Below are 26,859 nucleotides of genomic sequence, written 5' to 3'. Positions count from 1 at the left end.
CCCGGCACACCGGCCGACATGCACCGTGTGCGGCCCGGTCTACCGTCGCCGGCCATGCGGTTCGAACCACACCGATGCGATGGTCTGGCCAGCGCCGCCGGGAGCAACCACTGGCCGTGGCCTCGCGCCCCTGCTGCGGCGCGGTTCTCACGCCGGGCGCGCGGGCGCGTGCTAGCCTCGCCGGCGCAGGGGGGTACTCGCACAGCGGGAGTCACCCATGGCGCAGAAAGGGAGGGTTGGCCGCGGCCTTTGCGGGCTCGGCCTGGTCTGGTTGCTGGCTGGCGTCGCGCAGGCCGCGACACCGGCAACGCAGTTCACCATCGGCTCGCCGGACGTGGCGGTGGCCGATCCGGGCGTGCCCAAGCCGCCTGGCAAGGCCTGCGTGGTCGAGCTGTTCAACGACGTCACCTTCGACGATTTCGGCACGCGGCCCTACAGCTACGCGCCGCCCACCGGTTGTGGCACGCACTGGAAGAAGGTGGTGCTGCAGGCGGACTTCTCGGTCACCGCCGGGCGCCAGTACGACCGCACCGCCACATTCTGGCTGGGCGGCGTGAACCTCTACTTCGGCACCACGCAGGAACCCTCCGCCACGGTCTCGCCGCACTGGCGCGTCGAGCGCGACTTGACCGACTACAGCGCCCTGCTGCGCAACGCGGGGCAGGGCCAGGCGATCATCGGCAACCTGGTCAACGACACCTACACCGGAGTGATCCACGGCAGCGCGCGGCTGCTGTTCTATCCCGGCGGCGGCAACGGCGACGTGCCGGACGCGGTCTATCCGCTGGGCGCCGATCCGGTCGGCAACACCACGGTGCTCAACACCGGCACCGACCAGCTCGCCAGGACGCTCACCCTGCCGCGCAACGTGGTGCGTGCCTACCTCGACGTGTTCACCCAGAGCCAGGGCGGCGACGAGTTCTGGTACACCTGCGTGCCCGACGAATACGCCGCGCAGACCTTCGAATGCGGCGGCGGCAACTTCCGCGAGGCACAGGTCAGCATCGACGGCCAGCCTGCCGGCGTGGCGCCGGTGACGCCATGGATCTTCACCGGCGGCATCGATCCCTACCTGTGGCGTCCCACGCCCAGCGTGCAGACGCTCAACTTCATGCCCTACCGGGTCGACCTGACGCCCTTCGCCGGCCTGCTCAGCGACGGCGCGCCGCACCAGGTGGCGGTCAGCGTGGCCGGCGCGCACGGCTACTTCTCGGCCACCGCGGCGCTGCTGGTCTATCGCGACCCGCACGCGGCGCAGGTGACCGGCCAGGTGGTGCGCAACACGCTGGTCGGCCAGCCGCCCACGCCGGCCATCGGCAGCACGCTGGCGACCGACGCCGACGGCAACCTCAGCGGCGACATCACCACGCGGCTCAGCCGCGAGTTCACCATCGAGGGCTACGCCGACACCTCGCGCGGCCGCGTGCACAGCACGGTCAGCCAGACGGTGGGCTTCGACGACACGCAGGGCTTCCTGATCGACGCCGCCACCTACGAGCAGCACACCCGGCAGCTGACCCGCGTGGACAGCGTCAGCACGCAGCGACGCGGTCCGCTGGTCCAGTCCTACAGCCAGCACGTGCGCTACCCGCTGGACCTGGACTACCGCCAGGTGGTGGCCGATGACGGCAGCTTCAGCCTGGCCACCACGCTCAGCCAGGGCATCGAGCAGCGCACGGCGCGCGGCCTGGAAGGCGCCACGCTCTACGCCACGCAGCTTGCCAACCATGTCGAAGCGGCCGACGCGCTCCAGTTCGACGCCAGCGGCGCGCTCACCGGCCACAGCGGCCAGCAGAACACGCAGCGCTACCGCTTCGACGACACCCGCGGCAGCTGCTACGAGGCCTCGGTGAGCAGTACGGGCGGCGTGCTTTCCGCGTACACGCTCGGCCAGGGCTGCCCGGGCGGGCGCAACCACCTCAACGTCTCCAGCCGTCCGGACGGCGCGCCGGATTCGCGCACCCTGGCGCCTTTCTGATCCGCCGCGAGGGGCGAAGGACCGCCCCTCTGCCGCGCCGGTCACGCCGTTGCAACACGCGCCCGCTACGGTGCGCGCGCCGCGCCCGAGCGCGGGTCACTGGCGATGCCTGCATGTCGACGATATCTGCGCCCAACCGCCGTGCCTGGGGGATGGCGGGCGCTGGCCTGGTCCTGGTCCTGGCGTTGCTGGGCCTGCGCACCTGGCGTTCTTCGGCCGCAGCTTCCGCCGCGCCGTCCGACGACAGCGGGCGCGGCATCCTGCTCGGCCTGGCCGACGAAGCCCTGCGCGACCATCGCCTGGTCGCCCCGCAGGGACGCAACGCCTGGGAGTTCTACCTCAGCGTGCTCGAGCTGGAACCCGACGACGCGCCGACGCGCGAGACGCTGCATCGGCTGTTCCCTGCCGCCACCCGGGCGGTGGAGCAGGCGATCGACCGCGGCGAGCTGGACCAGGCCGAGCGCGAACTGCGCCTGCTGCGGGACTTCGACAGCGGCAACTACATCGTGCTCCTGCTGGCCGGCAAGCTCGACGCGCAACGCCAGTTGCGGGTGCGCCGGCACGAGGCGCGCGCGGCGATCCTCCAGGCGCGGCAGGCGCGCCAAGCGGCTCAGCCGGCGAGGTAGTCGTCCTTCAGCCGCATGTAGTGCTCGGCCGAGTAGTGCAGCTGCTCGACCTGGCTGTCGCTGAGCAGGCGCACGCACCGGGCCGGATTGCCCAGCCACAGCTCGCGCTCGCCCACCACCTTGCCCGGCGGAATCACCGCGCCGGCGCCGACGAAGCCGTGCTTCTTCACCACCGCGCCGTCGAGCACGGTCGCGTGCATGCCGATCAGGCAGTAGTCCTCGATCGTGCAGGCGTGCACCACCGCGGCGTGGCCGATGGTGACGCCCTCGCCGATCAGGCAGGGAAAACCCGGGCCGTAGGGCCCTTCGTGGCTCACGTGCACGATGGTGCCGTCCTGGATGTTGGTGCGCGCGCCGATGCGGATGAAGTGCACGTCGCCCCGCAGCACCACGCCCGGCCACACCGAGGCATCGTCGCCCAGCACCACGTCGCCGATCACGCTGGCGGCGGGGTCGACGTACACGCGCTGGCCGAGGGTGGGCGTGATGCCCTTGTAGATACGCAGATTGTTCATCCGCCGGATTGTAAGTGAGCACGTACGGCGGCGCTGGCGCGGCTTGATTTCGCCCAGTCCGGTCGCCACGCTGAAGCATCCCAAGGAGCGTTTCATGGACCAAGCCAACCCGCTGCTCGCCGACCAGCCGCTGCCCGCCTTCTCGCAGATCAAGCCCGAGCACGTCACGCCGGCGGTCGACGCCCTCCTGGCCGATTACCGCGCCGGCATCGAGGCGCTCACCGCATCCGGCGCGCCTAAGGATTTCGCCACGGTGATGCTCACCCAGGAGCGGCTGGAGCAGCGCCTGGCGCACGCGTGGGCACCGGTCGGCCACCTGCACGCGGTGGCCGACAGCGAGGCGCTGCGCGCAGTGTACGGTCCGGCCGAGGAAAAGCTCACCGAACACGCCATCGAGCTGGGCCAGAACCGCGACCTGTACGCCGCGGTGCAGGCGCTGGCCGATGCGCCCGGGTTCGCCGCGCTGCCGCGTCCCGAGCGCGCGCTGGTCGAGCACGCGTTGCGCGACTTCAGGCTCTCCGGCGTGGCGCTGGAGGAACCGGCGCGTTCGCGCTACCGCGAGATCGGCGTGGCCCTCTCGCGCCTGTCCACCGAATTCGCCAACGCGGTGCTGGACGCCAGCGAGGCCTGGCACGAGCACATCACCGACGAGCGCGACCTGGCCGGCGTGCCCGAGTCCGGCCGGGCGGTGCTGCGCCAGTACGCCGCCGAGCAGGAGCTGGAAGGTTTCCTGGTGACGCTCAAGCAGCCGAGCGTGCAGGCGGTGCTCACCTACGCCGACAACCGGGGCTTGCGCGAGCGGGTCTACTGGGCCTACCAGACGCGCGCCTCCGACCAGGGTCCGGACGCGGGCAAGTTCGACAACAGCGAGCGCATCGAACAGATCATGAAGTTGCGCCACGAGGCTGCGCGGTTGCTCGGCTTCGCCAACGCCGCGGAGGAATCGCTGGCCACCAAGATGGCCGCCTCGCCCACCGAGGTGATGGAGTTCCTGCACGACCTCGCCGAGCGCGCGCGCCCGGTCGCGCAGCGCGAGCTGGACGAGCTGCGCGCGTGGGCGCAGGCCGAGCTGGACCTGGACAACCTCGAGCCGTGGGACGTCGGCTACGCATCGGAAAAGCTGCGCCAGCAGCGCTACGCGCTGGACGAGGAACAGCTCAAGCCCTACTTCCCGCTGCCGGCCGTCATCGACGGCCTGTTCGGCCTGGTCGGCAGGCTCTACGGCATTACGCTGGCACCGCGCGAGGGCGTCGACGTGTGGCACCCGGACGTGCGCTACTACGACGTGCGCGATGCCGGCGGGCGCGTGTTCGCCGGCGCCTACGTCGACCTGTACGCGCGCAACGGCAAGCGCGGCGGCGCGTGGATGGACGTCTGCCGCGCGCGCTTCGACGACGAGGCGCAGCACCAGTTGCCGATCGCCTTCCTCACCTGCAACTTCGCCCCGCCCACCGAGGGCCGGCCGGCGCTGCTCAAGCACGACGACGTGCTGACCCTTTTCCACGAGTTCGGCCACGGCCTGCACCACCTGCTCACCGAGATCGCGCTGCCCTCGATCGGCGGCATCGACGGCGTCGAGTGGGATGCGGTGGAACTGCCCAGCCAGTTCATGGAGAACTTCGGCTGGAACCGCGAGGCGCTCGACCTGTTCGCGCGCCACTGGCAGACCGGCGAGCCGCTGCCCGACGAGCTCTACCAGCGCATGCTCGCCGCGCGGCATTACCACGCCGGCTTATTTCTCGTGCGCCAGCTCGAGTTCGCGCTGTTCGATTTCCTCATGCACCTGGAATACGACCCGGCGCGCGGCGCGCGCACCATGGAGGTGCTGGAAGAGGTGCGCAACCAGGTCGCGGTGCTGCACCCGCCGGCATGGCAGCGCTTCCCGCACGCGTTCACGCACATCTTCTCGGGCGGCTACGCGGCCGGCTACTACAGCTACCTGTGGGCCGAGCTGCTGAGCGCGGACGCCTTCGGCGCGTTCGAGGAGCTCACCGAGCACGGCGGCAGCGCGATCGACCAGGCCACCGGCGAGCGCTTCCGCCGCGAGATCCTCGCCGTCGGCGCCAGCCGCCCGGCATTGGAAAGCTTCATCGCTTTCCGCGGCCGCAAGCCCGAGCCGGAGGCGCTGCTGCGCAGCCATGGGCTGCTGGAATCGCACTGAGCGGGTCGCCCTGAACGATCAGCGGACGGGCGCCACCTTGCACCACAGGTACGGCACCGACGAGCGGCCGATCCACGAGCCGAGGCGGCGGCAGCCGGCCGGCGCGAAGCGCAGGCGGTAGGGCGCGAGCGCCTGCAGCGCCTGCGCCTGCGTCGCGCGGTCCAGCGGCGCGAGGTCGACGCGGTCCTCCTCGCGCAGCGTGAAGCGGCAACCGCCCCCCGGCGTCGCCGTCAGCGCCGCACGCAGGCGGAAGCGCACGCGCAACCGGTCGAGCCGCGCACAGCCGGCCGCGTCGTCGTTCCAGCCGAGCCAGCCGGCGCCGTCGTTGAGCTTGGCGACGTAGTTGCCGCGCGGATAATCCGCCGCGGGAAGCATCGCCCACACCTCTCCGCCGCGCTCACGCAGGATCGCCTGCACACGCGGCCGGTAGGCCGGCCCGGCCGGGAAGTTGGTGCCGATGCCGACATAGGCCAGCGCACCCGGCAGGAACGGAATGCGCCAGGCCATCGGCTCGGTGCCGACCAGCAACACCGTGCCGTGCGCCAGGGCCGCCGGCGGCAGCGGCGGCTGTTCCACCCGGAACGCGGTGTCGGCCCAGCCGGCGTGGCCCCAGGTATGGCGATAGCCACCCAGGCCGACGACCGCGATGGCGGCCACGACCACCACCGCAACGCGCGCCGGCCACCGCGACGGCAGCAGATGCCGCAGCAGCACCCAGCACAGCAACGGTGCCAGCAGCTCGATCGGCACCAGGTAGCGGTAGATGCTGAAGACCGCCATCCAGATAATGAAACCCAGCCCCACGAAGCTGGCCAGGCAGCGCGCAGGCCAGGGCAGCGGCGTGGATTCGAAGGCGCGCCAACGGTGCCAGGCCCAGCACGCGCCCCACGCCAGGAACAGCACATAGAGCACCGGCCAGGCCAGTTGCGGCAGCGGCACTTCGCTGACGCGGGACGGCTCGAGCGCGATCAGCAGCGGCCAGGCCAGTCGCTCCCACGGCGTGCGCGGCAGGAAACGCAGGTCGGCCACGCCCGTGCCGGCGGCCAGCGGGTTGGGCCACAGCGAACCGAACTGCGGAAACAGCGGATTGCCGAACAGCTGCCACAGGTGCCAGAACCAGTAGCCGGAGGTCAGCGCCAGCCCGGCCACGCCACCCACGCCCAACCACAGCGCCGGCAGCAGCCGGCGGCCCTGCCGCGCGGGCACCAGCAGCAGGGTGACGCCCAGGCCGAGGGCGTAGAGGGCGTTGGTCAGCTTCAGGCCGGTGGCCAGGCCGACCAGCACGCCTGCGGCCAGGAGTCGGCGCCGTTCGTGGGTCCCGTCCGAGCCCAGTACCAGCAGGAACCCGCCGAGCACCAGCAACGCCGTGAGGTTGTCCCCCATCGCGTTGCCCAGCTCCGACAGGAACCCGGCGGCCATGCAGCCGGCGGCAGCCAGGCCGACCACGGTCCTGGCCGCGGTGCCGGAGGGCAGCACGCGCCGGCCGATGGCGATCAGCAGGATTGCGTTGAGGCCCTGCAGCCAGCCGAGCAGGAAACCCACCAGCGGCGCGGGCAGAGCGCGGTACAGCCCGGCCTGGAACACGTCGAGCAACGGGTTGAAGTAGCTCTGCATGCCGGCCGGCGCGAGGTCCGTGCCGATGCGCCCGTGCAGCCAGGCGTACGGGTTGTACAGGTGGTAGTTGCGCAGGTCCCAGTTGCTGTCCTGGCCCAGCGCCAGCGAGGCCAGGCCCAGCAGCAGCGGCAGCCAGAGGAAGGCGCGCCGGTACGCGCGGGCGTCCTCTTCGTTCGGACGGCTATGCACGGCCAGGCGGAGCGCGCGGCGCCGGCTGCGCCAGGTAGGCCAGCCGCTTGGTCTCCACCCGGCCGCGCGTCACGGTGTCCAGAATCAGCCCGCAGGCCAGCAGGATCGCGCCCAGCAGCACCAGCGACGCGCACAGGATCGCGGTGGGAAAACGCGGCACCAGTCCGGTCGCAAGATAGGTCTGGAAGATCGGCACCGCCAGCACCCCCGAGACCAGCAGGCAGGCGAGCGTGCCCACGCCGAAGAAGGCCTGCGGCCGCTCGGACTTCACCAGTCCCAGGATGGTCATCAGGATGCGCCAGCCGTCGCGCCAGGTGCTGAGCTTGCTGGCCGAGCCTTCCGGGCGTGCCCGGTAGGGCACGTCCATCTCGTCCACTGGCATGTGCAGTTCCAGCGCGTGCACGGTCAGCTCGGTCTCGATCTCGAAGCCGACCGCGTCGCTCGGAAAGGTCTTGGCGTAGCGCCGCGAGAACACGCGATAGCCCGACAACATGTCGGTGAAGCTGCTGGCGAAGATGGTGCGCACGCAGGAGGTCAGCAACCAGTTGCCGAAGCGGTGGCCGCGCCGGTAGGCCGCCTCCGGCGCCTCGACGCGGCGCGCGACCAGCATGTCCAGGCGGCGCTCGAGCAGTGCATCGACCATCGCCGGCGCCGCCTCGGCCGGGTAGGTGTCGTCGCCGTCGACCAGCACGTACACGTCCGCGTCCACATCGGCGAACATGCGTCGCACCACTTGGCCCTTGCCCTTGAGCGGCACCTGCCCGACGTGCGCGCCGGCCGCGCGCGCGCGCTCGACCGTGGCGTCGGTGGAGGCATTGTCGAACACCCACACGGCCGCCTGCGGCAGCGCGCGGCGGAAGTCGGCCACGACCTTGGCCACGGTGGCTTCCTCGTTGTGGCAGGGCACGATCACCGCGATCGTCGCCACCGTTGCCTGTTGCATGTGCCGTCCCTGTGCCGGGGTCGTAAAGAGACCGGCATCTTAGTGCACCGGTGCGCCCGTCCGGCCCTTCATGCCGTCACGATGCCTGCGCCGCGACCATGCGCGGGCACGCCGGCTGACTGGAACCGACATGGGCTTTCTCGGATGGATGGCGGCCATCGGCGCACTGCTGCTGGGCATGTCGCTGGCGGCCGGGTGGATCCGGCCGCTGCCGCTGACGCAGTTCGCGGTGTACCTGCTGGTGGGCGTCGTGGTGGGCCCGTGGGGCCTGCATCTGCTGGACGTCGATTTCCTGGCCGACGCGCCGTGGCTGGAACGGCTGACCGAGGTTGCGCTGGCGATCTCGCTGTTCGCCGGCGGGCTGAAGCTGCGCGTGCCCTGGCGCGCGCGGCCCTGGCGGGTGGCGCGGCGGCTGGCGTTTCCGGCGATGGCGCTGTCGGTCGCGGGCACCGCGCTGGCGGCGCACCTGCTGCTGCGGCTGGACTGGCCGCTCGCCCTGCTGCTCGCCGCGATGCTGGCGCCGACCGATCCGGTGCTGGCCAGCACCATCGCGGTGGACAGCGCGGCCGACCACGACGGCCTGCGCGTGGCGATCTCCGGCGAGGCCGGGATGAACGACGGCAGCGCGATGCCGTTCCTGCTGCTGGGGCTGATCTGGCTGCAGGGGCCGCTGTCGTGGGCGACGTTCGGCCACTGGGCGCTGGTCGAACTGCTGTGGGGCGTGGGCGCGGGCGTGGCGCTGGGCTTCGGCCTGGGCTGGCTGGTCGGCAGCCTCGGCACGCGGCTGGTCGGCATCGGGCGCGATCCGGGCCCCGGCGCGTTGCTCACCGCCGGGCTGATCGCGTTGAGCTACGCCGCCGCCGAAGCGATCGGCGCACTCGGCTTCCTGGCCGTGTTCGCCGCCGGCGTGGGCATGCGCCGGGTGGAGGTGGGCGTGGTGCGCGAGCATTCGCACCCGCGCCTGCGCCGCGAGCACGACATCACCCGCATGCCGCCGGCCGAGTTCGTGGTGCGGCCGGCGCTGGACGGCGGCATCGACCGCGACGAGCCGGTGGAGGCGGTCGGCCACGTGGTCGCCGAGGCGCTGACCTTCGGCAGCGTGATGGAGCACCTGCTCGGGCCGCTGCTGGTGCTGCTGCTGGGCATCGCGCTGGCGCGCCACTGGGAGCCGCAGGCGCTGGGGCTGGCCGGCGTGCTGTTCGTGCTGGTCCGCCCGCTCGCCACCTGGCTGACCACCGCCGGCATGCGACTCCACTGGCGGCGCCGGCTGCTGCTCGGCTGGCTGGGCATCCGCGGCATCGGCGGGCTCAACTACCTGGCCTACGCGCTGGTGCATGGGCTGGACGGCCGCGCCGCGCCGCTGATCGCCGGCGTGGCGGTGACCACGATCACCCTGAGCGTGGTGGTGCACGGCTTCAGCGCGCAGCCGCTGCTGGCCTGGCGGCACCGGCGCCTGGCGGCCGCACGCAAGGCCGGCACCGACTGACCGTCGCCCGCGGCGCATCCCCTACAATGCGCCGATGAAGATCGCCTCCTGGAACGTGAACTCGCTGAAGGTGCGGCTGCCGCAACTGACCCAGTGGATGGGCGAGGCGCAGCCGGACATCGTCGCGCTGCAGGAAACCAAGCTGGAGGACGCGAAGTTTCCGGTCGACGAACTGGCCGCCGCCGGCTACCGCGCGGTGTTCTCCGGGCAGAAGACCTACAACGGCGTGGCCATCCTCGCGCGCGGGCACGAGCCCACCGACCTGGTCACCGACATCCCCGGCCTGGACGACCCGCAGCGGCGCATCCTGGCCGCCACCGTCGGCGACCTGCGGGTGATCGACCTGTACGTGGTCAACGGCAAGGCGGTGGGCGATCCGAAGTACGACTACAAACTCGACTGGCTGGCCAAGGTGCGCGAATTCATTGCGCGCGAGCACGAACGCCATCCCAACCTGGTGGTGCTGGGCGACTTCAACATCGCACCGGACGACCGCGACGTGCACGATCCGGCCGCCTGGCGCGACTCGGTGCTGTGTTCGGTGCCCGAGCGCGCCGCGCTTTCCGCGATCACCGGGCTGGGCCTGCACGACAGCTTCCGCCTGTTCGAACAGGACGCCGGCCACCACAGCTGGTGGGATTACCGGCAGGCCGCCTTCCGCCGCAACCTAGGGTTGCGCATCGACCTGATCCTGCTCGGCGATGCGTTGAAAGGCACGGCGCGCGCAGGCGCCATCGACCGCGTGCCGCGCACCTGGGAGCGGCCGTCCGATCACACCCCGGTGACGCTCGATCTGGATATCTGAGGAACGATGAACACCCCTTCCACCGAATGGCCAAGCTCCCTCACCGACGAGGAACTGGACGAGCTGGACCGCTACCTGCGCGGCCACGCCGACGAGGGCCGTCTGCTGCTCGACGGCGTGCACGGCATGCTCTCGGCGATCGCGGTCGGCCCGCTCGAGGTGCTGCCGGACGAATGGCTGCCCGAGGTGCTGCACGACCCCTTCGCCGACGAGGCCGAGGGCAACCGCGTGCTGGAACTCCTCGCCAAGTTGAACGACTCGATCCGCGTCGAGCTGGACGTCGACGCCTACGAACCGATCCTGGGCGAAGTCGACACCGACACCGGCCCGACGCTTTCGGCGGCCGGCTGGTGCGAAGGCTTCAGCCGCGGCATCGACCTGCGCGCGGCGCTGTGGGAGAAGCGCCTGGCCGAGGATCCGCAGCTGATGGAGATGCTCGGTCCGGTGATGGCGCTGGCGGTCGACGAGGGCATCCTCAGCGCCGAGGCCGAGTTCGAGAAGCTCACCGACGAGGAATACGACGAGTGCCTGGCGCAGGTGGCGCCGGTGCTCGGCGCGGTCGACCACTACTGGCACGAGCACCCGGCCACCGAGGCCGAGCTGTCGGCGCTCGCCCGCGCCCCGGCGCCCGAGGGCGAGGAAGCGCCGCCGCCGCCGCGCCAGCGCAGCGGTCACTGGGTGCACTGAACCGGCGTGGCCGCGACGGCGCTCTACGAGCCCATCGACACGCTCAAGCCGGTCGCGCCGGAGCTGTGGATCGTCGACGGCCCGATCGTGCGCATGGCCGCGCCGCTGGGCATGAGCGCACCGTTCCCGACCCGCATGACGCTGGCGCGCCTGCCCGACGGCGGGCTGTGGTGCCACTCGCCGATCGCGCCGGATGCGGGCCTGTTCGATGCCGTCGATGCACTGGGTCCGGTGCGCCACCTGGTCTCGCCGAACAAGCTGCACTACGCGCACATCGCCGCGTGGAAACGGCGCTACCCGGAGGCCATCGCCTGGGCCTCGCCCGGCGTGCGCGAGCGTGCCGCCAGCCAGCGCATCGAGGTGGCCTTCGATGCGGAGCTGGAGGATTCGCCACCCGCGGCCTGGGCCGGCACGCTCGACCAGTTGCGCTTCAAGGGCAGCCGCGCGATCGAGGAAGTGGTGTTCCTGCATCGTCCCAGCGCCACGCTGGTGCTGGCCGACCTGATCGAGAACTTCGAGGCCGACCGGCTCGACGCGCCGATGCGCTGGATCGCCCGCCTCGGCGGCGTGCTGGCGCCCGACGGCAAGACGCCGCTGGACATGCGCCTGACCTACCTGGGCCACAAGGCCGAGGCACGTGCCTGTTTCGAGCGCATGCTGGCCTGGCGGCCGCAGCGGATCATCCTCGCCCACGGCCGCTGCTTCATGCAGGACGGCGAAGCCGAACTGCGCCGCGCCTTCGCCTGGCTGGATCGCCGCTAGAAGCCTGCGGCGAACAATCCGTTCACGCCCTCGTGCTTGGCTCGGCCCTCGGGCGGCCGCATGCTCATGCACGTCCCTTCCCAGCCGGAGGCGTTTCCATGAGCCAGCGCACCATCACCCGCCGCGTACGCGGCATCGACACCAACGACGGCGCCGGGGTGAAGCTCAAGCGCATCATCGGCCAGCCCAACCTGGACATGCTCGATCCGTTCCTGCTGCTGGACGAGTTCCGCTCCGACCAAGCCGGCGACTACATCGCGGGCTTTCCCGAGCATCCGCACCGCGGCTTCGAGACGGTCACCTACATGCTCGCCGGACACATGCGCCACGGCGACAACCACGGCAACCAGGGCGACCTCGGTCCCGGCAGCGTGCAGTGGATGACCGCCGGCCGCGGCATCTTGCATTCGGAAATGCCGCAGCAGGAAAACGGCCTGATGTGGGGCTTTCAGTTGTGGGTGAACCTGCCCGCCACCGACAAGATGGCCGCGCCGCGCTACCAGGACATCGCGCCGGAGCGCATCCCGCAGATCGAACCGGCGCCAGGCGTGCAGGCGCGGGTGATCGCCGGCCGGCTGGGCGACGCGGTCGGCCCGGTGCAGGGCGTCGCCACCGAGCCGCTGTACCTGGACATCACGCTGGGCGCCGGTGCGCGCTTCGAGCTCGACCTGCCGGCCGGGCACCATGCCTTCGCCTACGTGTTCGAGGGCGCATCGGCCGAGGTGGGCGGTGCGCCGCTGGCGCGCGGCGAACTGGCGGTGCTGTCCGACGGCGACGGTCTGACCCTGGGCGCCGGCGCCAACGCGGCGCGCCTGCTGGTGGTCGCCGGCCGGCCGCTCAACGAGAGCGTCGCGCGGTACGGCCCGTTCGTGATGAACACGCCCGAGCAGATCCACGAAGCCATCGCCGACTTCCGCGCCGGGCGCTTCTGACGCGTTGCCGAAATTCGTAGGGTGGGCTTCAACCCACTCTACGATTGCGGCGCGGGCAGGCCCTGCTGCGCAAGGGCGTCGAGTGCCTGCGCTACCGTCGCCTCGATCGTGCCGTTGGCGTCGATGCGCAGTGCCGGTTCGTCGCCGGCCGGCTCCTCCAGCGTCGCCAACTGGCTGCCCAGCAACTCCGGCGGCATGAAGTGTTCGCGCCCGCGCATGCGTCGCGCCAGCTCCCGGTGGTCCACCTCCAGGTAGACGAACCACACCGCCGGCCCCGCCCGGCGCAAGCGTTCGCGGTAGGCCCGCTTCAGCGCCGAGCACGCCACCACCGCGCTGCGGCCGGCGGCCTGCTGCGCTTCCATCCAGCGCGCGATCCCGTCCAGCCAGGCCGCGCGGTCGGCGTCGTCCAGCGGCACGCCGGCGCTCATCTTGGCGATGTTGGCCGGCGGGTGCATCTCGTCGCCTTCCAGGAATGCGTAGCCCAGCGCGTCGGCCAGCCGGCGTCCGATGGTGGACTTGCCGGAGCCGGAGACGCCCATCACCACCACCGCCGTCGGGTGCTTGCTCACCGCCGCTCCTTGCAGGATCGTCCGCCGACCTTAGCGGCTTGCCGCAGTGCGTGCGATCTCACCCCTTCACGCTGCCCAGCAACAGCCCCTGCAGGTAGTGCCGCTGCAGCGCCAGGAACAGCACCAGCACCGGCAGCACGGTGACCACCGAGCCGGCCATCATCAGTTCGGTGTCCTGCGCGTGCTCGCGCGAGAGCGAGGCCAGCGCGATCGGCAGCGTGTAGTGCTCGCGCCCGGTCAGCACGATCAGCGGCCACATGAAGTCGTTCCACGCGGTGAGGAAGGTGAAGATCGCCAGCGTCACCATGATCGGCTTGAGCAGCGGCAACACGATCTGCACGAAGATGCGCGCCTCGCCCGCGCCGTCGATGCGCGCTGCCTCCAGCAGCTCGTCGGGAATGCCGCGCGCGTACTGGCGCACCAGGAAGATGCCGAAGATCGTCGCCATGCCCGGCACCACCACGCCGGCGTAGGTGTTGACCAGGCCCAGGTACTTGAGCAGCAGGAACAACGGCAGCATGGCCACCTGCGCGGGAATCACCAGCGCGCCGATCAGTCCCTGGAACAGCCGCTCGCGGCCGCGGAACTTCAGCTTGGCGAAGGCGTAGCCGGCCATCAGGTTGCAGGCGAGCGAGAGCAGCGTGATCGCGCCGGAGATGGCCAGGCTGTTGAGCAGGTAGCGCCCCATGCCGGCGTTCGCGAACAGCTCGCGGTAGTTGCCCCAGGTGCCGTGCGCGGGCAGCAGCGGCGGCGGCAGCGCGCTGGCCTCGCCCGGCGCCATGAACGATGCCGACAGCATCCACAGCAATGGCAGCACGGCCACCGCCGCGCCGCCCAGCAGCAGGCCGTTGACCAGCGCCTTCGCCACGCGCGGGTTCACAGCGCCTCCCGCCGGCGCGCCACGCGCAGCATCAGCGCGGTCACCGCGAACGTGACCAGGAACAAGAGGAACGCCATCGCCGAGGCGGAGCCGAGGTTCCACCACTTGAAGCCCTCGTCGTACATCAGGTACAGCACGCTGGTGGTGCTCTGCAGCGGCCCGCCCTCGGTCATCACGTAGGGTTCGGCGAACAGCTGGAAGTAGCCGGCCACGGTGAGGATCGCCACCAAGAACAGGGTCGGCCCGAGCATCGGCCAGGTGATGTGGCGGAAGCGCCGCCAGGCCGAGGCGCCGTCGATGCGCGCGGCTTCGTAGAGCTCGCCCGGGATCGCCTGCAGGCCGGCCAGCAGGATGACCATGTTGTAGCCGAAGTTCTTCCACACGGCGAACAGGATCACCGCGGGCATCGCCCAGTGCGGATCGCCCAGCCAGTCCACCGGATCGATGCCGACCAGGCCCAGCAGGTAGTTGATCCAGCCGTACTTGGTGTTGAACAGGTAGCGCCAGACCACCGCGGTGGCGACCACGGTGGTCACCACCGGCGCGAACAGCGCGGTGCGGAAGAACGCCTGCGCGCGCGCCAGCGGCGAGTTGAGCAGCAGCGCCGCGCCCAGCGAGGCGCCGATCGACAGCGGCACACCCACCGCCACGAAGTACAGCGTGTGGCCCAGCGCCGCCCAGAACAGCGGCCGGTGCAGCAACGCCCAGTAATTGCCCAGGCCCACGAAGCGCAGGTTGTGCGGGTCGGCCAGCGCGTAGAGGTCATAGTCGGTCAAGCTCAGCGCGAGCGCGGCCAGCACCGGCAGCAGGAAGAACACGCCCAGCACGAACAGCGCGGGGGCGAGGAACAGCCCGGCGGCCAGGGAGCGGTTCACGGCGCCGCCTCGCGCGCGCGGTCGAGCACCCAGCGCCGCTTGGCCAGGATGTCGTCGGCGCGGCGGTCGATCTCGGCGGCGGCCTGGTCGATGCTGAGCTGCCCGGCCACCGCCTGCGCGGCGACCAATTGCATCTCGTTGACGATGCGCTCCCACTCCGGCACGGCGGGCGCCGGCCGGACCCGCTCGAGCTGCTCGCGGAACGCGCGTGCCTTGGGATCGTTGCGCAGCGCGTCGCCCTCCCAGGAGGCGCGCCGCGGCGGCATGTCGCCGAGCAGCTCGTAGAAACGCTGCTGCACCTGCGGCCGCGAGAGGTACTCGATGAGTTCCCACGCTTCCTGCTTGTGCGCGGAGCGGCGGAAGATCACCAGGCTGGAGCCGCCGGCCAGTCCCGCGCCGGGACCGTCGGGACCGGGCAGCGGCGCGGTGGCCCAGTCGTCCTGTTCGGCGGTCGGCAGGCGCTTGCGGAACTCGCCGATGTTCCACGGACCGGAGAAGTAGAACGCGTACACGCCGCGGCCGAACTCGTCCCACGGGTTGCCCGCCTCCACGTTGGTGATCGCCGGCGCCTGGCGGAGGCGGAAGGTGTCGACGTAGAAGGCCAGCGCGCGCCTGAAGCCGGCGCTTTCGAAATTGCCGTAGCGGCCGCCGTCGCGCAGCAGCGGCTCGGGCTGCTGCAGCGCCAGCGAGAGCAGCTGCTCGAACTCGTTGGTCGGCAGCAGGATGCCGTAGGTCTTGCGCTGCGGATGGCTGAGCGCGGCGAGCATGCGGCGCCACTGCGCCCAGTCGCGCGGCGGCGCGTCGAAGCCGGCCTGGTGCAGCAGGTCGCGGCGGTAGAACAACAGCCGCGTGTCGACGTACCACGGCACGCCGACCAGCGTGCCGTCGACGACGTTGGTCGCCCAGATGCTCTGGAAGTAGTCGTCCTGCCGCACGACCTGCGAGCGGTCCACGCGCGGCTGCAGCGGCTCGAGCGCACCCACCGCGGCCAGCTCCGCCAGCCAGGTGTTGCCGAGCTGGCTCACGTCCGGCGTGGTGTCGCCGGCGAAGGCGGTGAGCAGCTTCTGGTGCGCCGCGGTCAGCGGCATCTGCTCGACCTTCACGGTGAGCCCCGGGTGTTCGCGCTCGAACGCGGGCAGGAGCTTGCCCACCGCCTCGCCCTCGCGGCCGATGGTCCAGAAGGTCAGCGTGTGCGCGTCGTCGCGCTGCGTGCATCCGCCCGCCAACAACGCGCCGATCAGCGCCAGGCCGGCCGGCAGCCATCGGCGCGGGCGGCGCACGCGCGACTTCATGGCTTGCGCGGCGCCTCGTCCAGCCAGCCACCGGTGAAGCCGGCCCGCTCCAGTCCCTTGCGGATGTAGGGGTTGCGCCTCATCACCTTCCACACCAGGCCGCTGCGCCAGTTCTCGATCATCAGCACGATCGGGCCCTGGTCGATGCCCAGCTGCACGGTGTCGACCCAGCCGAGCGACGGCACCAGCCTGCCGGTGCGCAGCGTGGCGTCGGCGTCGTGGAAGCTCGGGTTGAACGCGTCGACGAAGCCGTAGCGGTTGTAGATGGATTTGCCGTAGCGCTGCTTCATCGTATCGAGCGCGGGGACCACGATCTCCGGTGCGAAGGCGATCGAGCCCCCGGCCGCGGTGGGCGCGAGCGTGCCGTCGTCCTCGACGTAGTCCAGGCCCGCGCCGCGCGCCGAATAACCCTTGAACGCGCGCCCGCCATCCTCGACGTCGCCCGGGCCGTTGCTGGCGGTCAGGCCCCACACGTCGGCGCCGTAGCCGGTCCACTTGCCCGGGTTGGCGATGGCGTAGTTGCGCTGGCTGTAGGTGGCGCGGCGGCTGTTCTCGAAATAGTCCAGGTTGTGCTCGCGGTTCCAGTCGTCGCGGATGCCACGGAAGTCGATCCAGGCCTGGCTGTACTGATGGCCGAACAGCGGCGCGAAGGTGAGGAAGGTCTGGCCGTAGTACGTGCCCCAGGTCTTGTCGTTGGTCGAGGTCCAGGCCTTCCATGCCGCCGGCTGCACCGAATGGGTGGGCGAGCCCAGCGCCATGACGTAGACCAGCATGCCTTCGCAGTAACCCTTCCAGTCGGCCGGGATGAACTTGCCGCCGGGGGTCCAGCCCATGCTGATCAGCGGCGGCCGCGCCTGCATCCAGCGCCAGTCCACCGCGCGATAGATGTCGTCGGCGAGCTGGCGGATCTCCTTCTCCTTGGGCGTGTCGCGGTCGTAGTAGGACTGCGCGAACAGCACGCCGCCGAGCAGCAGCGTGGTATCCACGCTCGACAGTTCGACGCCGCGGTCGAAGCGCTTGCCGGTCTTCATGTCCAGGAAGTGGTAGTAGAAGCCGCGGTAGCCGGTGGCATCGTCCTCGCTGGCGTTCTGCGGCGCGTCCTTGAAGAAACGCAACGTGGCCAGCGTGCGCTCGATCGCCTGCTCGCGCGTGACGTAGCCGCGCTCCACGCCGATGCCGTAGGCGGTCAGCCCGAAGCCGACCGCGGCGATGCTGGAGAACGACTCGCCCGGATAGTGGTCCGGCACCAGCCCGGTCTTCGGATCGGCGCTGTCCCAGAACCAGTCGAAGGTGCGTCGTTCGAGGTCGTCGACCAGGCGTTGTTGCGCCGGCGTGGCGTGAGCGTAATCCAGCGACGTGTTGCGTTCGCCGGCATGGACGGGAGCGGCCAGTGCGGTGACGGCGACCGTCAGGCCGGCAAGGGTGGCGCGCAAGGTATCGAGCAATGGCTTGGTCATCGAAGAACCGTGATGTCTGCGGATGGGGAAGGTACCGCCCCGACGAACATCACGCCGCCACGGCCTCGGCCGTGCAGTGCCGTGCGATGAAGGCCTCGTGCGGCGGCATGGCGTCCACGCAACTGGATACGACGTTGCGCACGCCCTGCATGAACTGGCGAAGGTCCGCCTCGGGCATCTGGTCGACCAGCGCGTGGTAGCGCTCCGGCAGGATGCCCTGGCCGATCATCACCTGGACCCAGCTGACCAGGCCGAACATCTCGTTGCCGTCGCGGAAGAAGCTGCCGGTGTCGCGGAACAGCCGGATGTTGTCCTCCAGCGTGGTGGGGATGGACATCTCGCGGCATTGCTTCCAGAACGGCTCGTCGCGCTGCGTCGCGTGGTAGTGCAGGATCAGGAAATCGCGGATGCGTTCGGCCTCGACCGCCGATTGTGCATTGAAGCGCTCGCGCAACACCGGATGGCAGTCGCGCCGCGGCAGCAACGTCAGCAGCCGCATGACGCCGGACTGGATCATGAAGATGCTGGTCGATTCCAGCGGTTCCATGAAGCCGCTGGCCAGGCCCAGCGCCACCACGTTGCGGTTCCACGCCTGCTTGCGCCGGCCGGTGACGAAACGCAGAGGCCGCGGATCGCCCAGCGGCCGCCCGTCCAGGTTCGAAAGAAGCACGGCCGCCGCTTCGTCGTCGCTGACATGGTCGCTGGAATAGACCATGCCGTTGCCGGTGCGATGCTGCAGCGGAATGCGCCATTGCCAGCCGGATGCGCGCGCCGTGCAGCGCGTGTACGGCGTCGGCGGCCCGACCTTCTCGCAGGCCACCGCCAGCGCGCGGTTGCACGGCAGCCAGTGCGTCCACTCCTCGTAGCCGGAGTGCAGGGCCTGCTCGATCAGCAGGCCGCGGAAGCCGGAGCAATCGATGAACAGATCGGCCTCGATGCGCTCGCCGTTTTCCAGCACTACCGCTTCGACGAAGCCGTCGTCCGCGCGCAGCAGGGTCTGGGCGATCTTGCCTTCGGTGCGGCGCACGCCGCGCTTCTCCGCATAACCGCGCAGGTAGCGGGCATATCGGCCCGCGTCGAAATGATAGGCGTAGGCGATATTGGCCAGGGGCGAGGTCGCCGGCACGTCGCTTGCCGAGGTCATGAAGCGGCCGCGTGGCGCGGCGAAGGTGTTGAGTGAATACAGGCCGAGCTCGTCGGCCAGCCCCAGTTGGCGTGCGCGCAGCCAGTACTGGTGGAACGGCTGCATGCCCACGTCGTGGCCAAGGGTGCCGAAGCCGTGGATGTAGGAGTCGCCCACCCTGCCCCAGTCGTTGAACTGGATGCCGAGCTTGAAGGTGCCCTGGGTCTGGCGGACGAACTCGGCTTCGTCGATCTCGAGGAAGCGGTTGAACAGGCTCAGGTGCGGCACCGTCGCCTCGCCGACCCCGATCGTGCCGATCTCCTCGGATTCGACCAGTCGTATGGCGCAGTCGCGGCCGAGTACCTTGGCCAGCCCGGCGGCTGCCATCCAGCCTGCCGTGCCGCCACCGACGATGAGAATGGTCCGGATGTGATCGCTCATGGCATGCGCTTTCGACGAAAACGGAAACCTGGCGCGACCAGCGCTTGCCCGTCCCTGGAGCCGGCTGACCGCCGCCGCATAGGAGCAAGGCCTGCAAAGCAGGCCTTGCCATGGTACGACCGTACGACTGCCGCGGTCAGAACTTGATGTCTGCCGTGAGCTTGTACGTGCGTGGCACGCCGTAGATGTTGCCGATCGGGTTGTAGTACGGCTGGTACACACCGTTGTTGAAGACGTCGATCACGTCCGAGTAGTTCTTGAAGTTCAGGACGTTCAGCGCGTCGAACCGCAACTGCAGCACCAGTCCGTGTCCGAGCTCGAAGTTCTTGGTCGCCTGCAGGTCGATGTCGCGGTAACCGAAGATCGGACCGCCGATCAGGAACCTGCCCCCACCGCTGGGCGTAGCCGTCGCAGGCCAGGCATTGGCGTATTCGCCCTGCGGGCCGATCGGCTGCGCGCCGCAGTAGTTGGTGCCCTGGGCCTCGGGTGGCACACCGCAGATCGAGTTGTTGGGCGTCGGCGTGGCCAGCGTCAGTTTGCCCGCCAGCGTGATGCCCCATGGCACGTCGACCGAGCCGCTGACCACCAGGCGGTGCTTCGGCGCGGCGCTGGAGGTCTGGAACGGATAATCCTTGATGCTCGGCAGATCGAACGCGTAGCCGTCGGAGTACAGGCGGTTCTGCGTCGCGTGCGTATGCGTGTAGGAAATCGTCAGGCCCCAGCCGCTTTCGCGGGTGTAGGGCTTCTCCGCCGACACCAGCAGTTGCGTGTTGTAGTTGGTCTTGCCGTTGTCGAAGAGGATCAGGCTGCCGATGCCCGGCACGCCCGAATCGCCCCACTGGTTGGTGTTGGTGCCGTAGGTATAGAAGTGGCCGTTCGGATAGCGGTTGCCGAGCTGGCCGATGATGCCGTCGTACTGGATGATGCGCGCCAGCGTGACGCTGGTGTTCCAGTCACCCAGCTTGTTGCGCATGCCGAGGCTGAACTGGTCCGAGTACGGGGCCTTGATGTTGTTGTTGATCATGTCGACTTCGCTCACGCCCGATCCCAGGCCTTGCAGGTTGGCGGCGTCGAAGTACTTCGGATCCCACACGAAGCAGGACTGGTTGTCGGCCTGGCCGGGACCGCAGCCGTTGAGCCCGGCTGGATTCTCGAAGTAGATGTCCGGTTCGGACAGGGCGTTCTTGCTGTTCTCCAGCGAGATCACGTCGAACAGGTTGCGGTCGTACGCGCGGCCGGCGCCGCCGAAGATCACGTGCTGCTCGTCGGCGTTCAGGTCGTAGGAGAAGCCGAAGCGGGGCTGGATCTCGTTCCTCGGCGCCTTGCGGTTGTGGCCGTTGCTGATGTAGTCGGCGATGTTGACGCCGCCGGCCGCCAGGCTGTCGGCGTAGGAGTGGTCGATGGTCACCTCGCCGGTACCGTCGTTGACCTGGTAGGTCGGCGCGTAGATGGCATCGACGATCGGCTGCAGCGTCCGGTAGTTCAGGAACTGCGGCGATTTCTCGTAGTCCCAGCGCACGCCGAGGTTCAAGGTCAGCTTGTCGTTGACCTCCCAGTCGTCCTGGATGTAGGCGCCGAACTGCTTGTTCTCCGACACCGCGGTGAGCGGAAGGCCGGAATTGACCTTGCCGAACGTGACGCGATACGGGATCGATGCCGCGCCGTTCGGACCGACGTCGTAGAAATAGTTCGCGGCCGTCGAGCTGTCGCGGTCGGAGAGCGTGACCTTCTTGTATTTCACGCCCATCTTGACCACGTGGTCGCCATGCCACTCCAGGTCGTTGAAGGTCAGGTTGTCCTGGATTCCATTGCCCTTCTGCCGCGCCTCGAAGTACTGGCGAGGGTCCTGGCCGTTGATCAGCAGAACCTGCCCGACGGGGTCCGTCGCATTCCAGAAGTAGGTGGTCGCCGGCGCGTCCGTGATCGCCGAGGGCGAGTCCAGCGTGCTCTCGTAGGTCCACATCAGCTCGTTGAACCAGGCGTCGGCGCTGTGCTGCCAGCGCGCGTCCACGCGCTTGTCGTCGTTGCGGTAGTTGTAGTTCGCCGAGGGCGCCGTATCGATGTCGGCGCCGAAGATCTGCGTTTCCTTGCGGATCTTGGTGCTCAGTTCAAAACGGTCACGGTCGGTCGGCTCCCAGTCGATCTTGCCGAAGTACAGGTTCTCCTTGAACGGCAACGCGCTCGGGCCGAGCTGGCTGCGCACGTCCGGGGGAAGGAAGTTGTTGAATGGGACGCCGTTGTAGGTGCCGGCCGAACCGGTGGTGGTGGTCGGCGTGGAGAACTCCTTCGCTTCGTAGGTCACGAAGAAGTGCAACTTGTCCTTGATGATGGGGCCGCCGAAGGCGCCGCCGTATTCACGGCTGACACCCCGCGCCTTGTTGTGCGAGTCGGCCTCGGCGGGAGTCTCGGCGCGGAAGCGGTCGCTGGTGAAGGTCTCGAACGCCTCACCGTGAAACTCGTTGGTACCGGACTTGGTCTCGGCGGTGATCGCTGCCGAAGAGATCTGGTCGTATTCGGCCTTGTAGTTGGACGTGATGACGCGATACTCGCCGATCGCCAGCTGCGGGAACGGATTGCCGGCGTCGCCGTCATGGTTGGGACCCGCCTGACCAGCCAGGCCGCCGCCATGGATGTAGTTCTTCTGGCCGACGCCGTCGATGTAGACATTGACGTTGCTGCTGGGCTGGGAGCCGGCCTTGATGGAGGTCTTGCCGTTCTGCGTGCTGAAGGCCATGCCGGGCACGATGTCGGCGAACTCGAGGAAGTTGCGCGTGACCTGCGGAATGGTCGCGATCTGGCGCTGCGAAACGACGTTGCCGACTTCGGATGTCTTGACCTCCACCAGCGTGGTCGCGCTCACCGTCACGCCGGTCAGCGTGGTCGCATTGGCCGCCGAGGGAGCATTGCTGGGCGCAGCCGGCTGCTGCAGATCCAGCGTGGCAGTGGAAGCCACCGTCAGGGTGACGGTGCGTTCGGTGCCCGGACCCGCATCCACCTGGTAGGTGCCAGGCTGCAGTCCCGGCATCGCGTAGCTGCCGTCGGCGCCGGTGCGCGTGCGGCGCACGGAACCGGTGGCCACGTTGCGGGCGGTCACCTGGGTGTTGGCGGGACCGCTGCCGCGCAGCGTCGCGTTGGCGGTCTGCGCCCACAGCAGGTCCGGTGCGGCGGCAAGCGCCACCGCCGAGCCGGCGATCAGGCTGGCGAGCAGGCGTTTCTTAAAGCGCATCGTCGTGTTCATGGTTCCCCTCCCTCGAGGGCGCGTGCTGTTGGATGGTTGTTTCAGGCGGGTGATGCGATCGTGAGGTCCGCGCCGCAACTGCTACGTACGACGACCTCGCAGTCCAGGGTGTTGGCCAGATCGCCCGGTGGTTCGCCGGGGTCGAGCTGGCCGGCCAGGCGCTCCAGCGCGCTGCGGCCGAGATCCGCAATGCGCACGTGCACCGTGGTCAGCGGCGGCGTGAGGTAGCGCGCGATCGGGATGTCGTCGAAGCCGGCCAGCGCGATGTCCTGCGGAATGCGCAGGCCGGCGTCCTTGAAGGCGTACATGCAGCCCACCGCCATCATGTCGTTGGCGGCGAACACCGCGCGCGGGCGGACCTCGCGCTGGAGCAGCGCGATCGCGGCGGCGTGGCCGGATTCCTCGTTGAAGTCGCCAGGCACCACGTCCGGCGTCACGCCCGGTGCGTGCTGCGCCATCGCATCGCGATAGCCGCGCTCGCGTTCCTGCGCGTCGAAGTTGCCCGCCGGTCCGCCGATGAAGGTCACCTGCGGGTGGCCCGTGCGCAGCAGGTGGCGGGTCATCGCGTGGGCGCCGGCATAGTCGTCGATGTTGAGCGTGCGGTACGCCGGGTCGCGCACCGCGCTGTTGAGCAGCACGGTGGGCAGTTGTTCGGGCAGGTTGGCGTGCAGGAACGCGGCGTCCATGCGTGGCGACAGGATCAGCAGGCCGTCGACCCGGCCCTGCATCGCGCGCATCGCCGCGGCCGCCTCCTCGCTGCTGTCGTGCGAACTGGACACCAGCAGGTGCAGGCCGCGTGCGCGTGCGGCCTGGTCGATGCCGCGGATCAGTTCTGAGAAGAACTCGCCGTGCAGGTCCGGCAGGAGCGCGCCGATGGTGTGCGTGCGACGGGTGATCAGGCTGCGCGCCGCCACGTGCGGCACGTAGCGCAGGCGCGCGGCGATCTCGCGGATACGCGCGGTGGTTTCCGGCGTGACGCCGCGATGGCCGTTGAGCGCGCGCGATACCGATGCCACCGAGACCCCAGCCTCCCGTGCCACGTCTTTGATCGTTGCCATGTCCTTGTCCCCACCGTCCGTCGCGGCGGAACGTAAACGTTTTCATCGGGGAAAGTAAAGTTGCAGCGAAGCAAACGTTTTCATGGCCCTCCAGTGGCGACGAACCCGGCCGATAGCCTCTCGAAGGGAGCTTTCCGGTGCGTGCGCTGGTTCCCGGTTCGCCCGTTAAAACGCCATTAACCTGCGTTCCGCCAAGATGTTGCACATACTCTCGCTCCTTTGCCCGAACAAATTTCGGTAAATGGTTGATTTCACGATGATCGCGCTGCTCACCGCCGTCTTCTGCCTGGCCCTGCTGGCCGGTGCCGTCCGGCGCGTGCCGAACGGCCAGGTGCTCAGCCTGTATCGCGGCGGCAAGCGGCGGCGGCTGCTGCAGCCGGGCGTGCATTTCGTATTGCCGGGGCTGGACCGGGTCGGCCACCGCATCGATCTGGCCGGACAGGTGCTGCATTTCCAGGAACCGCTGGCCAGCGCGCACGACGTGCGCGGCACGGTGTACTGGCAGGTGCTGGAGCCCGAGCGCGCCGACGCCGTGTTCGACCAGGCCGAGCAACTGATCCGCGGCGGTGCGCTGGACGCGCTCAAGGACGAACCGGCCGCTGCGCAGGAGAATCGCCGCGACCTCGGCGGCCGGCTCAAGCAGCGCCTCAACGCCGCCCTGCGCGAGCGCGGCATGATGGTCACCCGGGTCGACCTCGACTTCGCCTGACCCCCGCGCTCTGGCTTCGGCTGCGCGCGCACCGGATACTGGGCGGCTCCCGCATGCGAGCGCGCCGATGAACTCTCCCAGCCTGCACGAACGCCTCGAACACGGCATCGCCGCGCTCGGCCTCGCGCTGCCGGCCGGCGCGGTCGACCGGTTGCTGGCCTACCAGGCCCTGCTGCAACGCTGGAACGGCACCTACAACCTCACCGCCGTGCGCGACCCGGCCGAGATGGTGACCCGCCACCTGCTCGACTCGCTGGCGATCCTGCCCTACGTGCAAGGCGACACGCTGGCCGACCTCGGCACCGGTCCCGGGCTGCCCGGCATCGTGCTGGCGATCGCCGCGCCGGGACGGCAGATCCTGCTGGTGGACTCGAACGGCAAGAAGGTGCGCTTCCTGCGCGAGGCGATCCGCACGCTCGGGCTCGAGGGCGTACGCGCGGTGCAATCGCGGGTGGAAGAGGTCGAGGGCTCGTTCGACTGCATCACCGCGCGCGCCTTCGCCAGCCTGGCCGACATGCTCGGCTGGGGCGGCCATCTGCTGGCGTCCGATGGCGTCTGGCTGGCGATGAAGGGCAAGCCGGCCGACGAGGAGTTGCCGGGAATTCCCGCCGGCTTCGAACTGCGCGCGCGGCATGCCCTGCACGTGCCCGGGCTGGAGGCCGAGCGGCATCTGCTGGTGCTCGGCCGGGCCTAGCCGCGGCGCCGCATGGCCGAGCCTTCCCCCGCGAACGCGGGGAAGGTGCCGACAGGCGGATGGGCGCGCTCTTGGGCGCGATGCCTGGGTGAGGCCTTCGTAAGGTTTCCCCCATCCGCCCTGCGGGCACCTTCCCCCGTCAACGGGGGAAGGAACCAGGCTTGGCTGGCCGTCATGCCGAGGGCCACCGCGCGACGCCGATGGGACTATGCTTGACCGGCGGCATCCCGCAGGAGCGCGTCGTGAAACATTTGCTCAGCCTTGCCCTGATCCTCGGCGCGACCGTCGCCTACGTGGCCGCGTCCGGTCCCCTGTTCTTCGGCGCGCCGCTGCTGGGCGCGCTGCTGCTGCTGGCAGGGATGGCCCTGGAAGTCGGCTTCTGGCGCCGGCTCCGGCGCGTCCGGGTGGCGCGCGCGCCGAGGCGCGCCTAGTCGTCCAGCGCCGCGCCGTTGCTGGCGATCACCTGCGCATAGAGCTTCGCGCTGGCCTTCGGCGTGCGCTTCTGCGTGGCGAAATCCACGTGGTACAGGCCGAAGCGCTTGGCGTAGCCGAGCGACCATTCCAGGTTGTCCAGCAGCGACCAGGCGTAGTAGCCCTTCAGGTTCACCCCGGCTTCGATCGCCGCATGCAAGGCCTTCAGGTGCTTGCGCAGGTAGCCGGTGCGCAGCGGATCCTCGAGCACTTCGCCCTCGGCGACGGGCGGGTCGTAGAACGCCGCGCCGTTCTCGGTCACGTACAGCGGCAGGTCGCCGTAGCGGCCCTTGAACCAGGTCAGCGTGTCGGTGAGGCCCTGCGGATAGACCTCCCAGCCGGTCTCGGTGTAGGTCGCCTGCGGCTGGCGTACCGGCGAGGCCTTGAGCGGGTACTGGGCCGGATCGTGACGGACCACCGCCCGGGTGTAGTAGTTGATGCCGACGAAGTCGGGCCTCTGGCAGGTCAGCTCGAAATCCCCGGCGGGGAAGTCCGGCCAGGCGTCGCCGAAGATCTCCTTCAGTTCCGGCGGATAGCTGCCCAGCAGCGCCGGGTCGGCGAACTGCTCGTTCATGTAGGCATGCGCGCGGCGGGTGGCGGCCAGGTCCTCCGGGCTTTCCGTCGCCGGGTACTTGGGCTCGATGTTGAACACCACGCCGACCTGGTGCCGGCCATGCGCGCGGTAGGCCTGGATGCCGGCGCCGCTGGCGCGCATCAGGTTGTGCGCGGCGAGCGGCGCCTCGTACTTGCTGCGATGGCCCGGCGCCACGCCGCCGAGCAGGTAGCCGCCGTCGGTCACCACCCAGGGTTCGTTGAGCGTGGTCCAGTGCTTCACGCGGTCGTCCAGCGCCTTGAACATCACTTGCGCGTACTCGGCGAACCAGTGGGCGATGTCGCGGTTGAGCCAGCCGCCGCGATCGTCCAGCGCCGCCGGCAGGTCCCAGTGGAACAGCGTGGCGTGGGGCGCGATGCCGCTTTCCAGCAGCTCGTCGACCAGCCGCGAGTAGAAGTCCAGCCCCTTCGGGTTGACCCGCCCGGTGCCCTCGGGCAGCACGCGCGCCCAGTTGATCGAGAAGCGGTAGCCGGCCAGGCCCAGCGCCTTCATCAGCTGCACGTCTTCCCTGTAGCGGCGGTAGTGGTCGCAGGCGACGTCGCCGGTGTCGCCGTTGTGCATCATCCCCGGCGTGTGCGCGAAGCGTTCCCAGATGCTGGGGCCGGCGCCATCGGCCAGCGGCGAGCCCTCGATCTGGTACGCCGAAGTGGCGGCGCCCCAGAGGAAATCGTCGGGGAAGCGGTAACTGCGGGTCATGGCGGGAACTCGCGGCCGGGGAGGCGTTGGATGTAAACGATTACG

At 69.7% G+C, this 26,859-nt stretch carries 23 protein-coding genes; 11 read left to right on the top strand and 12 right to left on the bottom strand.

The window, feature by feature from the left end:
• Positions 1–217 precede the first annotated feature (217 nt).
• On the top strand, positions 218–1,978 hold the full coding sequence (locus AAIL17_RS04475; protein WP_424681621.1) for a peptide-N4-asparagine amidase: 1,761 nt from the start codon (positions 218–220) through the stop codon (positions 1,976–1,978).
• 113 nt (positions 1,979–2,091) lie between these two features.
• Positions 2,092–2,604, top strand: a complete 513-nt coding sequence (locus tag AAIL17_RS04470; protein ID WP_424681620.1) for a hypothetical protein — start codon at positions 2,092–2,094, stop codon at positions 2,602–2,604.
• On the opposite strand, the gene AAIL17_RS04465 is transcribed toward AAIL17_RS04470, so the two are convergent.
• Entirely contained in the window at positions 2,589–3,119 is a 531-nt protein-coding gene (locus tag AAIL17_RS04465; protein WP_424681619.1) for a gamma carbonic anhydrase family protein, read from the bottom strand. The two genes, AAIL17_RS04470 and AAIL17_RS04465, sit on opposite strands and share 16 nt — an antisense overlap.
• A 94-nt stretch (positions 3,120–3,213) precedes the next feature.
• Here AAIL17_RS04465 and AAIL17_RS04460 point away from each other — a divergent pair, with 94 nt between their 5' ends.
• Positions 3,214–5,280: a M3 family metallopeptidase gene (locus AAIL17_RS04460; protein ID WP_424681618.1), complete on the top strand. Its 2,067-nt coding sequence runs from the start codon at positions 3,214–3,216 to the stop codon at positions 5,278–5,280.
• An 18-nt stretch (positions 5,281–5,298) separates the two neighbouring features.
• Here the strand turns inward: AAIL17_RS04460 and AAIL17_RS04455 are convergent, their stop codons facing one another.
• Together AAIL17_RS04455 and AAIL17_RS04450 are read right to left on the bottom strand one after the other, a co-directional pair.
• Positions 5,299–7,083: a glycosyltransferase 87 family protein gene (locus tag AAIL17_RS04455; protein WP_424681617.1), complete on the bottom strand. Its 1,785-nt coding sequence runs from the start codon at positions 7,081–7,083 to the stop codon at positions 5,299–5,301.
• Positions 7,076–8,026 carry a glycosyltransferase family 2 protein gene (locus AAIL17_RS04450; protein WP_424681616.1) on the bottom strand — a complete coding sequence of 317 codons (951 nt, stop codon included), beginning with the start codon at positions 8,024–8,026 and terminating at the stop codon, positions 7,076–7,078. The genes AAIL17_RS04455 and AAIL17_RS04450 overlap by 8 nt, the downstream gene beginning before the upstream one ends.
• 130 nt (positions 8,027–8,156) lie before the next feature.
• Here AAIL17_RS04450 and AAIL17_RS04445 point away from each other — a divergent pair, with 130 nt between their 5' ends.
• The 5 genes from AAIL17_RS04445 (at position 8,157) to AAIL17_RS04425 (ending at position 12,698) form a co-directional block, all read left to right on the top strand.
• Positions 8,157–9,512, top strand: a complete 1,356-nt coding sequence (locus AAIL17_RS04445) for a cation:proton antiporter (protein ID WP_424681615.1) — start codon at positions 8,157–8,159, stop codon at positions 9,510–9,512.
• A gap of 34 nt (positions 9,513–9,546) precedes the next feature.
• On the top strand, positions 9,547–10,317 hold the full coding sequence (gene xth / locus AAIL17_RS04440; RefSeq protein WP_424681614.1) for an exodeoxyribonuclease III: 771 nt from the start codon (positions 9,547–9,549) through the stop codon (positions 10,315–10,317).
• Positions 10,318–10,323: 6 nt separating this feature from the next.
• Positions 10,324–11,004, top strand: a complete 681-nt coding sequence (locus AAIL17_RS04435; protein WP_424681613.1) for a YecA family protein — start codon at positions 10,324–10,326, stop codon at positions 11,002–11,004.
• Between the two features lie 6 nt (positions 11,005–11,010).
• Positions 11,011–11,766: a DUF4336 domain-containing protein gene (locus AAIL17_RS04430; RefSeq protein ID WP_424681612.1), complete on the top strand. Its 756-nt coding sequence runs from the start codon at positions 11,011–11,013 to the stop codon at positions 11,764–11,766.
• Between the two features lie 98 nt (positions 11,767–11,864).
• Positions 11,865–12,698: a pirin family protein gene (locus AAIL17_RS04425; protein ID WP_424681611.1), complete on the top strand. Its 834-nt coding sequence runs from the start codon at positions 11,865–11,867 to the stop codon at positions 12,696–12,698.
• A 38-nt stretch (positions 12,699–12,736) separates the two neighbouring features.
• On the opposite strand, the gene AAIL17_RS04420 is transcribed toward AAIL17_RS04425, so the two are convergent.
• The 8 genes from AAIL17_RS04420 to AAIL17_RS04385 form a co-directional block, all read right to left on the bottom strand.
• Positions 12,737–13,267 carry a gluconokinase gene (locus tag AAIL17_RS04420; protein ID WP_424681610.1) on the bottom strand — a complete coding sequence of 177 codons (531 nt, stop codon included), beginning with the start codon at positions 13,265–13,267 and terminating at the stop codon, positions 12,737–12,739.
• Between the two features lie 58 nt (positions 13,268–13,325).
• Positions 13,326–14,147, bottom strand: a complete 822-nt coding sequence (locus tag AAIL17_RS04415; RefSeq protein ID WP_424681609.1) for a carbohydrate ABC transporter permease — start codon at positions 14,145–14,147, stop codon at positions 13,326–13,328.
• Positions 14,144–15,022 carry a carbohydrate ABC transporter permease gene (locus AAIL17_RS04410; protein ID WP_424681608.1) on the bottom strand — a complete coding sequence of 293 codons (879 nt, stop codon included), beginning with the start codon at positions 15,020–15,022 and terminating at the stop codon, positions 14,144–14,146. The genes AAIL17_RS04415 and AAIL17_RS04410 overlap by 4 nt, the downstream gene beginning before the upstream one ends.
• The gene (locus tag AAIL17_RS04405; protein ID WP_424681607.1) at positions 15,019–16,314 is read right to left on the bottom strand and encodes a sugar ABC transporter substrate-binding protein; all 1,296 of its coding nucleotides are present in this window, start codon (positions 16,312–16,314) and stop codon (positions 15,019–15,021) included. Before AAIL17_RS04405 ends, AAIL17_RS04410 begins: the two co-directional genes overlap by 4 nt.
• Positions 16,311–17,771 (bottom strand): glucoamylase family protein, encoded by a 1,461-nt coding sequence (locus AAIL17_RS04400; RefSeq protein WP_424681606.1) that lies wholly within the window; start codon positions 17,769–17,771, stop codon positions 16,311–16,313. Before AAIL17_RS04400 ends, AAIL17_RS04405 begins: the two co-directional genes overlap by 4 nt.
• A gap of 49 nt (positions 17,772–17,820) precedes the next feature.
• Positions 17,821–19,335 (bottom strand): tryptophan halogenase family protein, encoded by a 1,515-nt coding sequence (locus tag AAIL17_RS04395; protein ID WP_424681605.1) that lies wholly within the window; start codon positions 19,333–19,335, stop codon positions 17,821–17,823.
• A 136-nt stretch (positions 19,336–19,471) separates the two neighbouring features.
• The gene (locus tag AAIL17_RS04390; protein ID WP_424681604.1) at positions 19,472–22,573 is read right to left on the bottom strand and encodes a TonB-dependent receptor domain-containing protein; all 3,102 of its coding nucleotides are present in this window, start codon (positions 22,571–22,573) and stop codon (positions 19,472–19,474) included.
• A gap of 41 nt (positions 22,574–22,614) precedes the next feature.
• Positions 22,615–23,631: a LacI family DNA-binding transcriptional regulator gene (locus AAIL17_RS04385; RefSeq protein WP_424681603.1), complete on the bottom strand. Its 1,017-nt coding sequence runs from the start codon at positions 23,629–23,631 to the stop codon at positions 22,615–22,617.
• Positions 23,632–23,872: 241 nt separating this feature from the next.
• Here AAIL17_RS04385 and AAIL17_RS04380 point away from each other — a divergent pair, with 241 nt between their 5' ends.
• The 3 genes from AAIL17_RS04380 to AAIL17_RS04370 all read left to right on the top strand — a co-directional run bounded on the left by AAIL17_RS04380 (position 23,873) and on the right by AAIL17_RS04370 (position 25,465).
• Entirely contained in the window at positions 23,873–24,340 is a 468-nt protein-coding gene (locus AAIL17_RS04380) for an SPFH domain-containing protein (RefSeq protein ID WP_424681602.1), read from the top strand.
• Between the two features lie 67 nt (positions 24,341–24,407).
• Positions 24,408–25,034 carry a 16S rRNA (guanine(527)-N(7))-methyltransferase RsmG gene (gene rsmG / locus AAIL17_RS04375; RefSeq protein ID WP_424681601.1) on the top strand — a complete coding sequence of 209 codons (627 nt, stop codon included), beginning with the start codon at positions 24,408–24,410 and terminating at the stop codon, positions 25,032–25,034.
• Between the two features lie 242 nt (positions 25,035–25,276).
• Positions 25,277–25,465, top strand: coding sequence for a glycosyl transferase family 39 (locus AAIL17_RS04370; protein ID WP_424681600.1), 189 nt, complete (start codon positions 25,277–25,279; stop codon positions 25,463–25,465).
• On the opposite strand, the gene AAIL17_RS04365 is transcribed toward AAIL17_RS04370, so the two are convergent.
• Positions 25,462–26,814: a GH1 family beta-glucosidase gene (locus AAIL17_RS04365; protein ID WP_424681599.1), complete on the bottom strand. Its 1,353-nt coding sequence runs from the start codon at positions 26,812–26,814 to the stop codon at positions 25,462–25,464. The genes AAIL17_RS04370 and AAIL17_RS04365 overlap by 4 nt on opposite strands.
• Positions 26,815–26,859 lie beyond the last annotated feature (45 nt).

The organism is Frateuria sp. YIM B11624 (assembly GCF_049727805.1).
Classification (GTDB): domain Bacteria; phylum Pseudomonadota; class Gammaproteobacteria; order Xanthomonadales; family Rhodanobacteraceae; genus Frateuria_A.
This window is presented reverse-complemented; position numbering and strand designations above follow the sequence as displayed.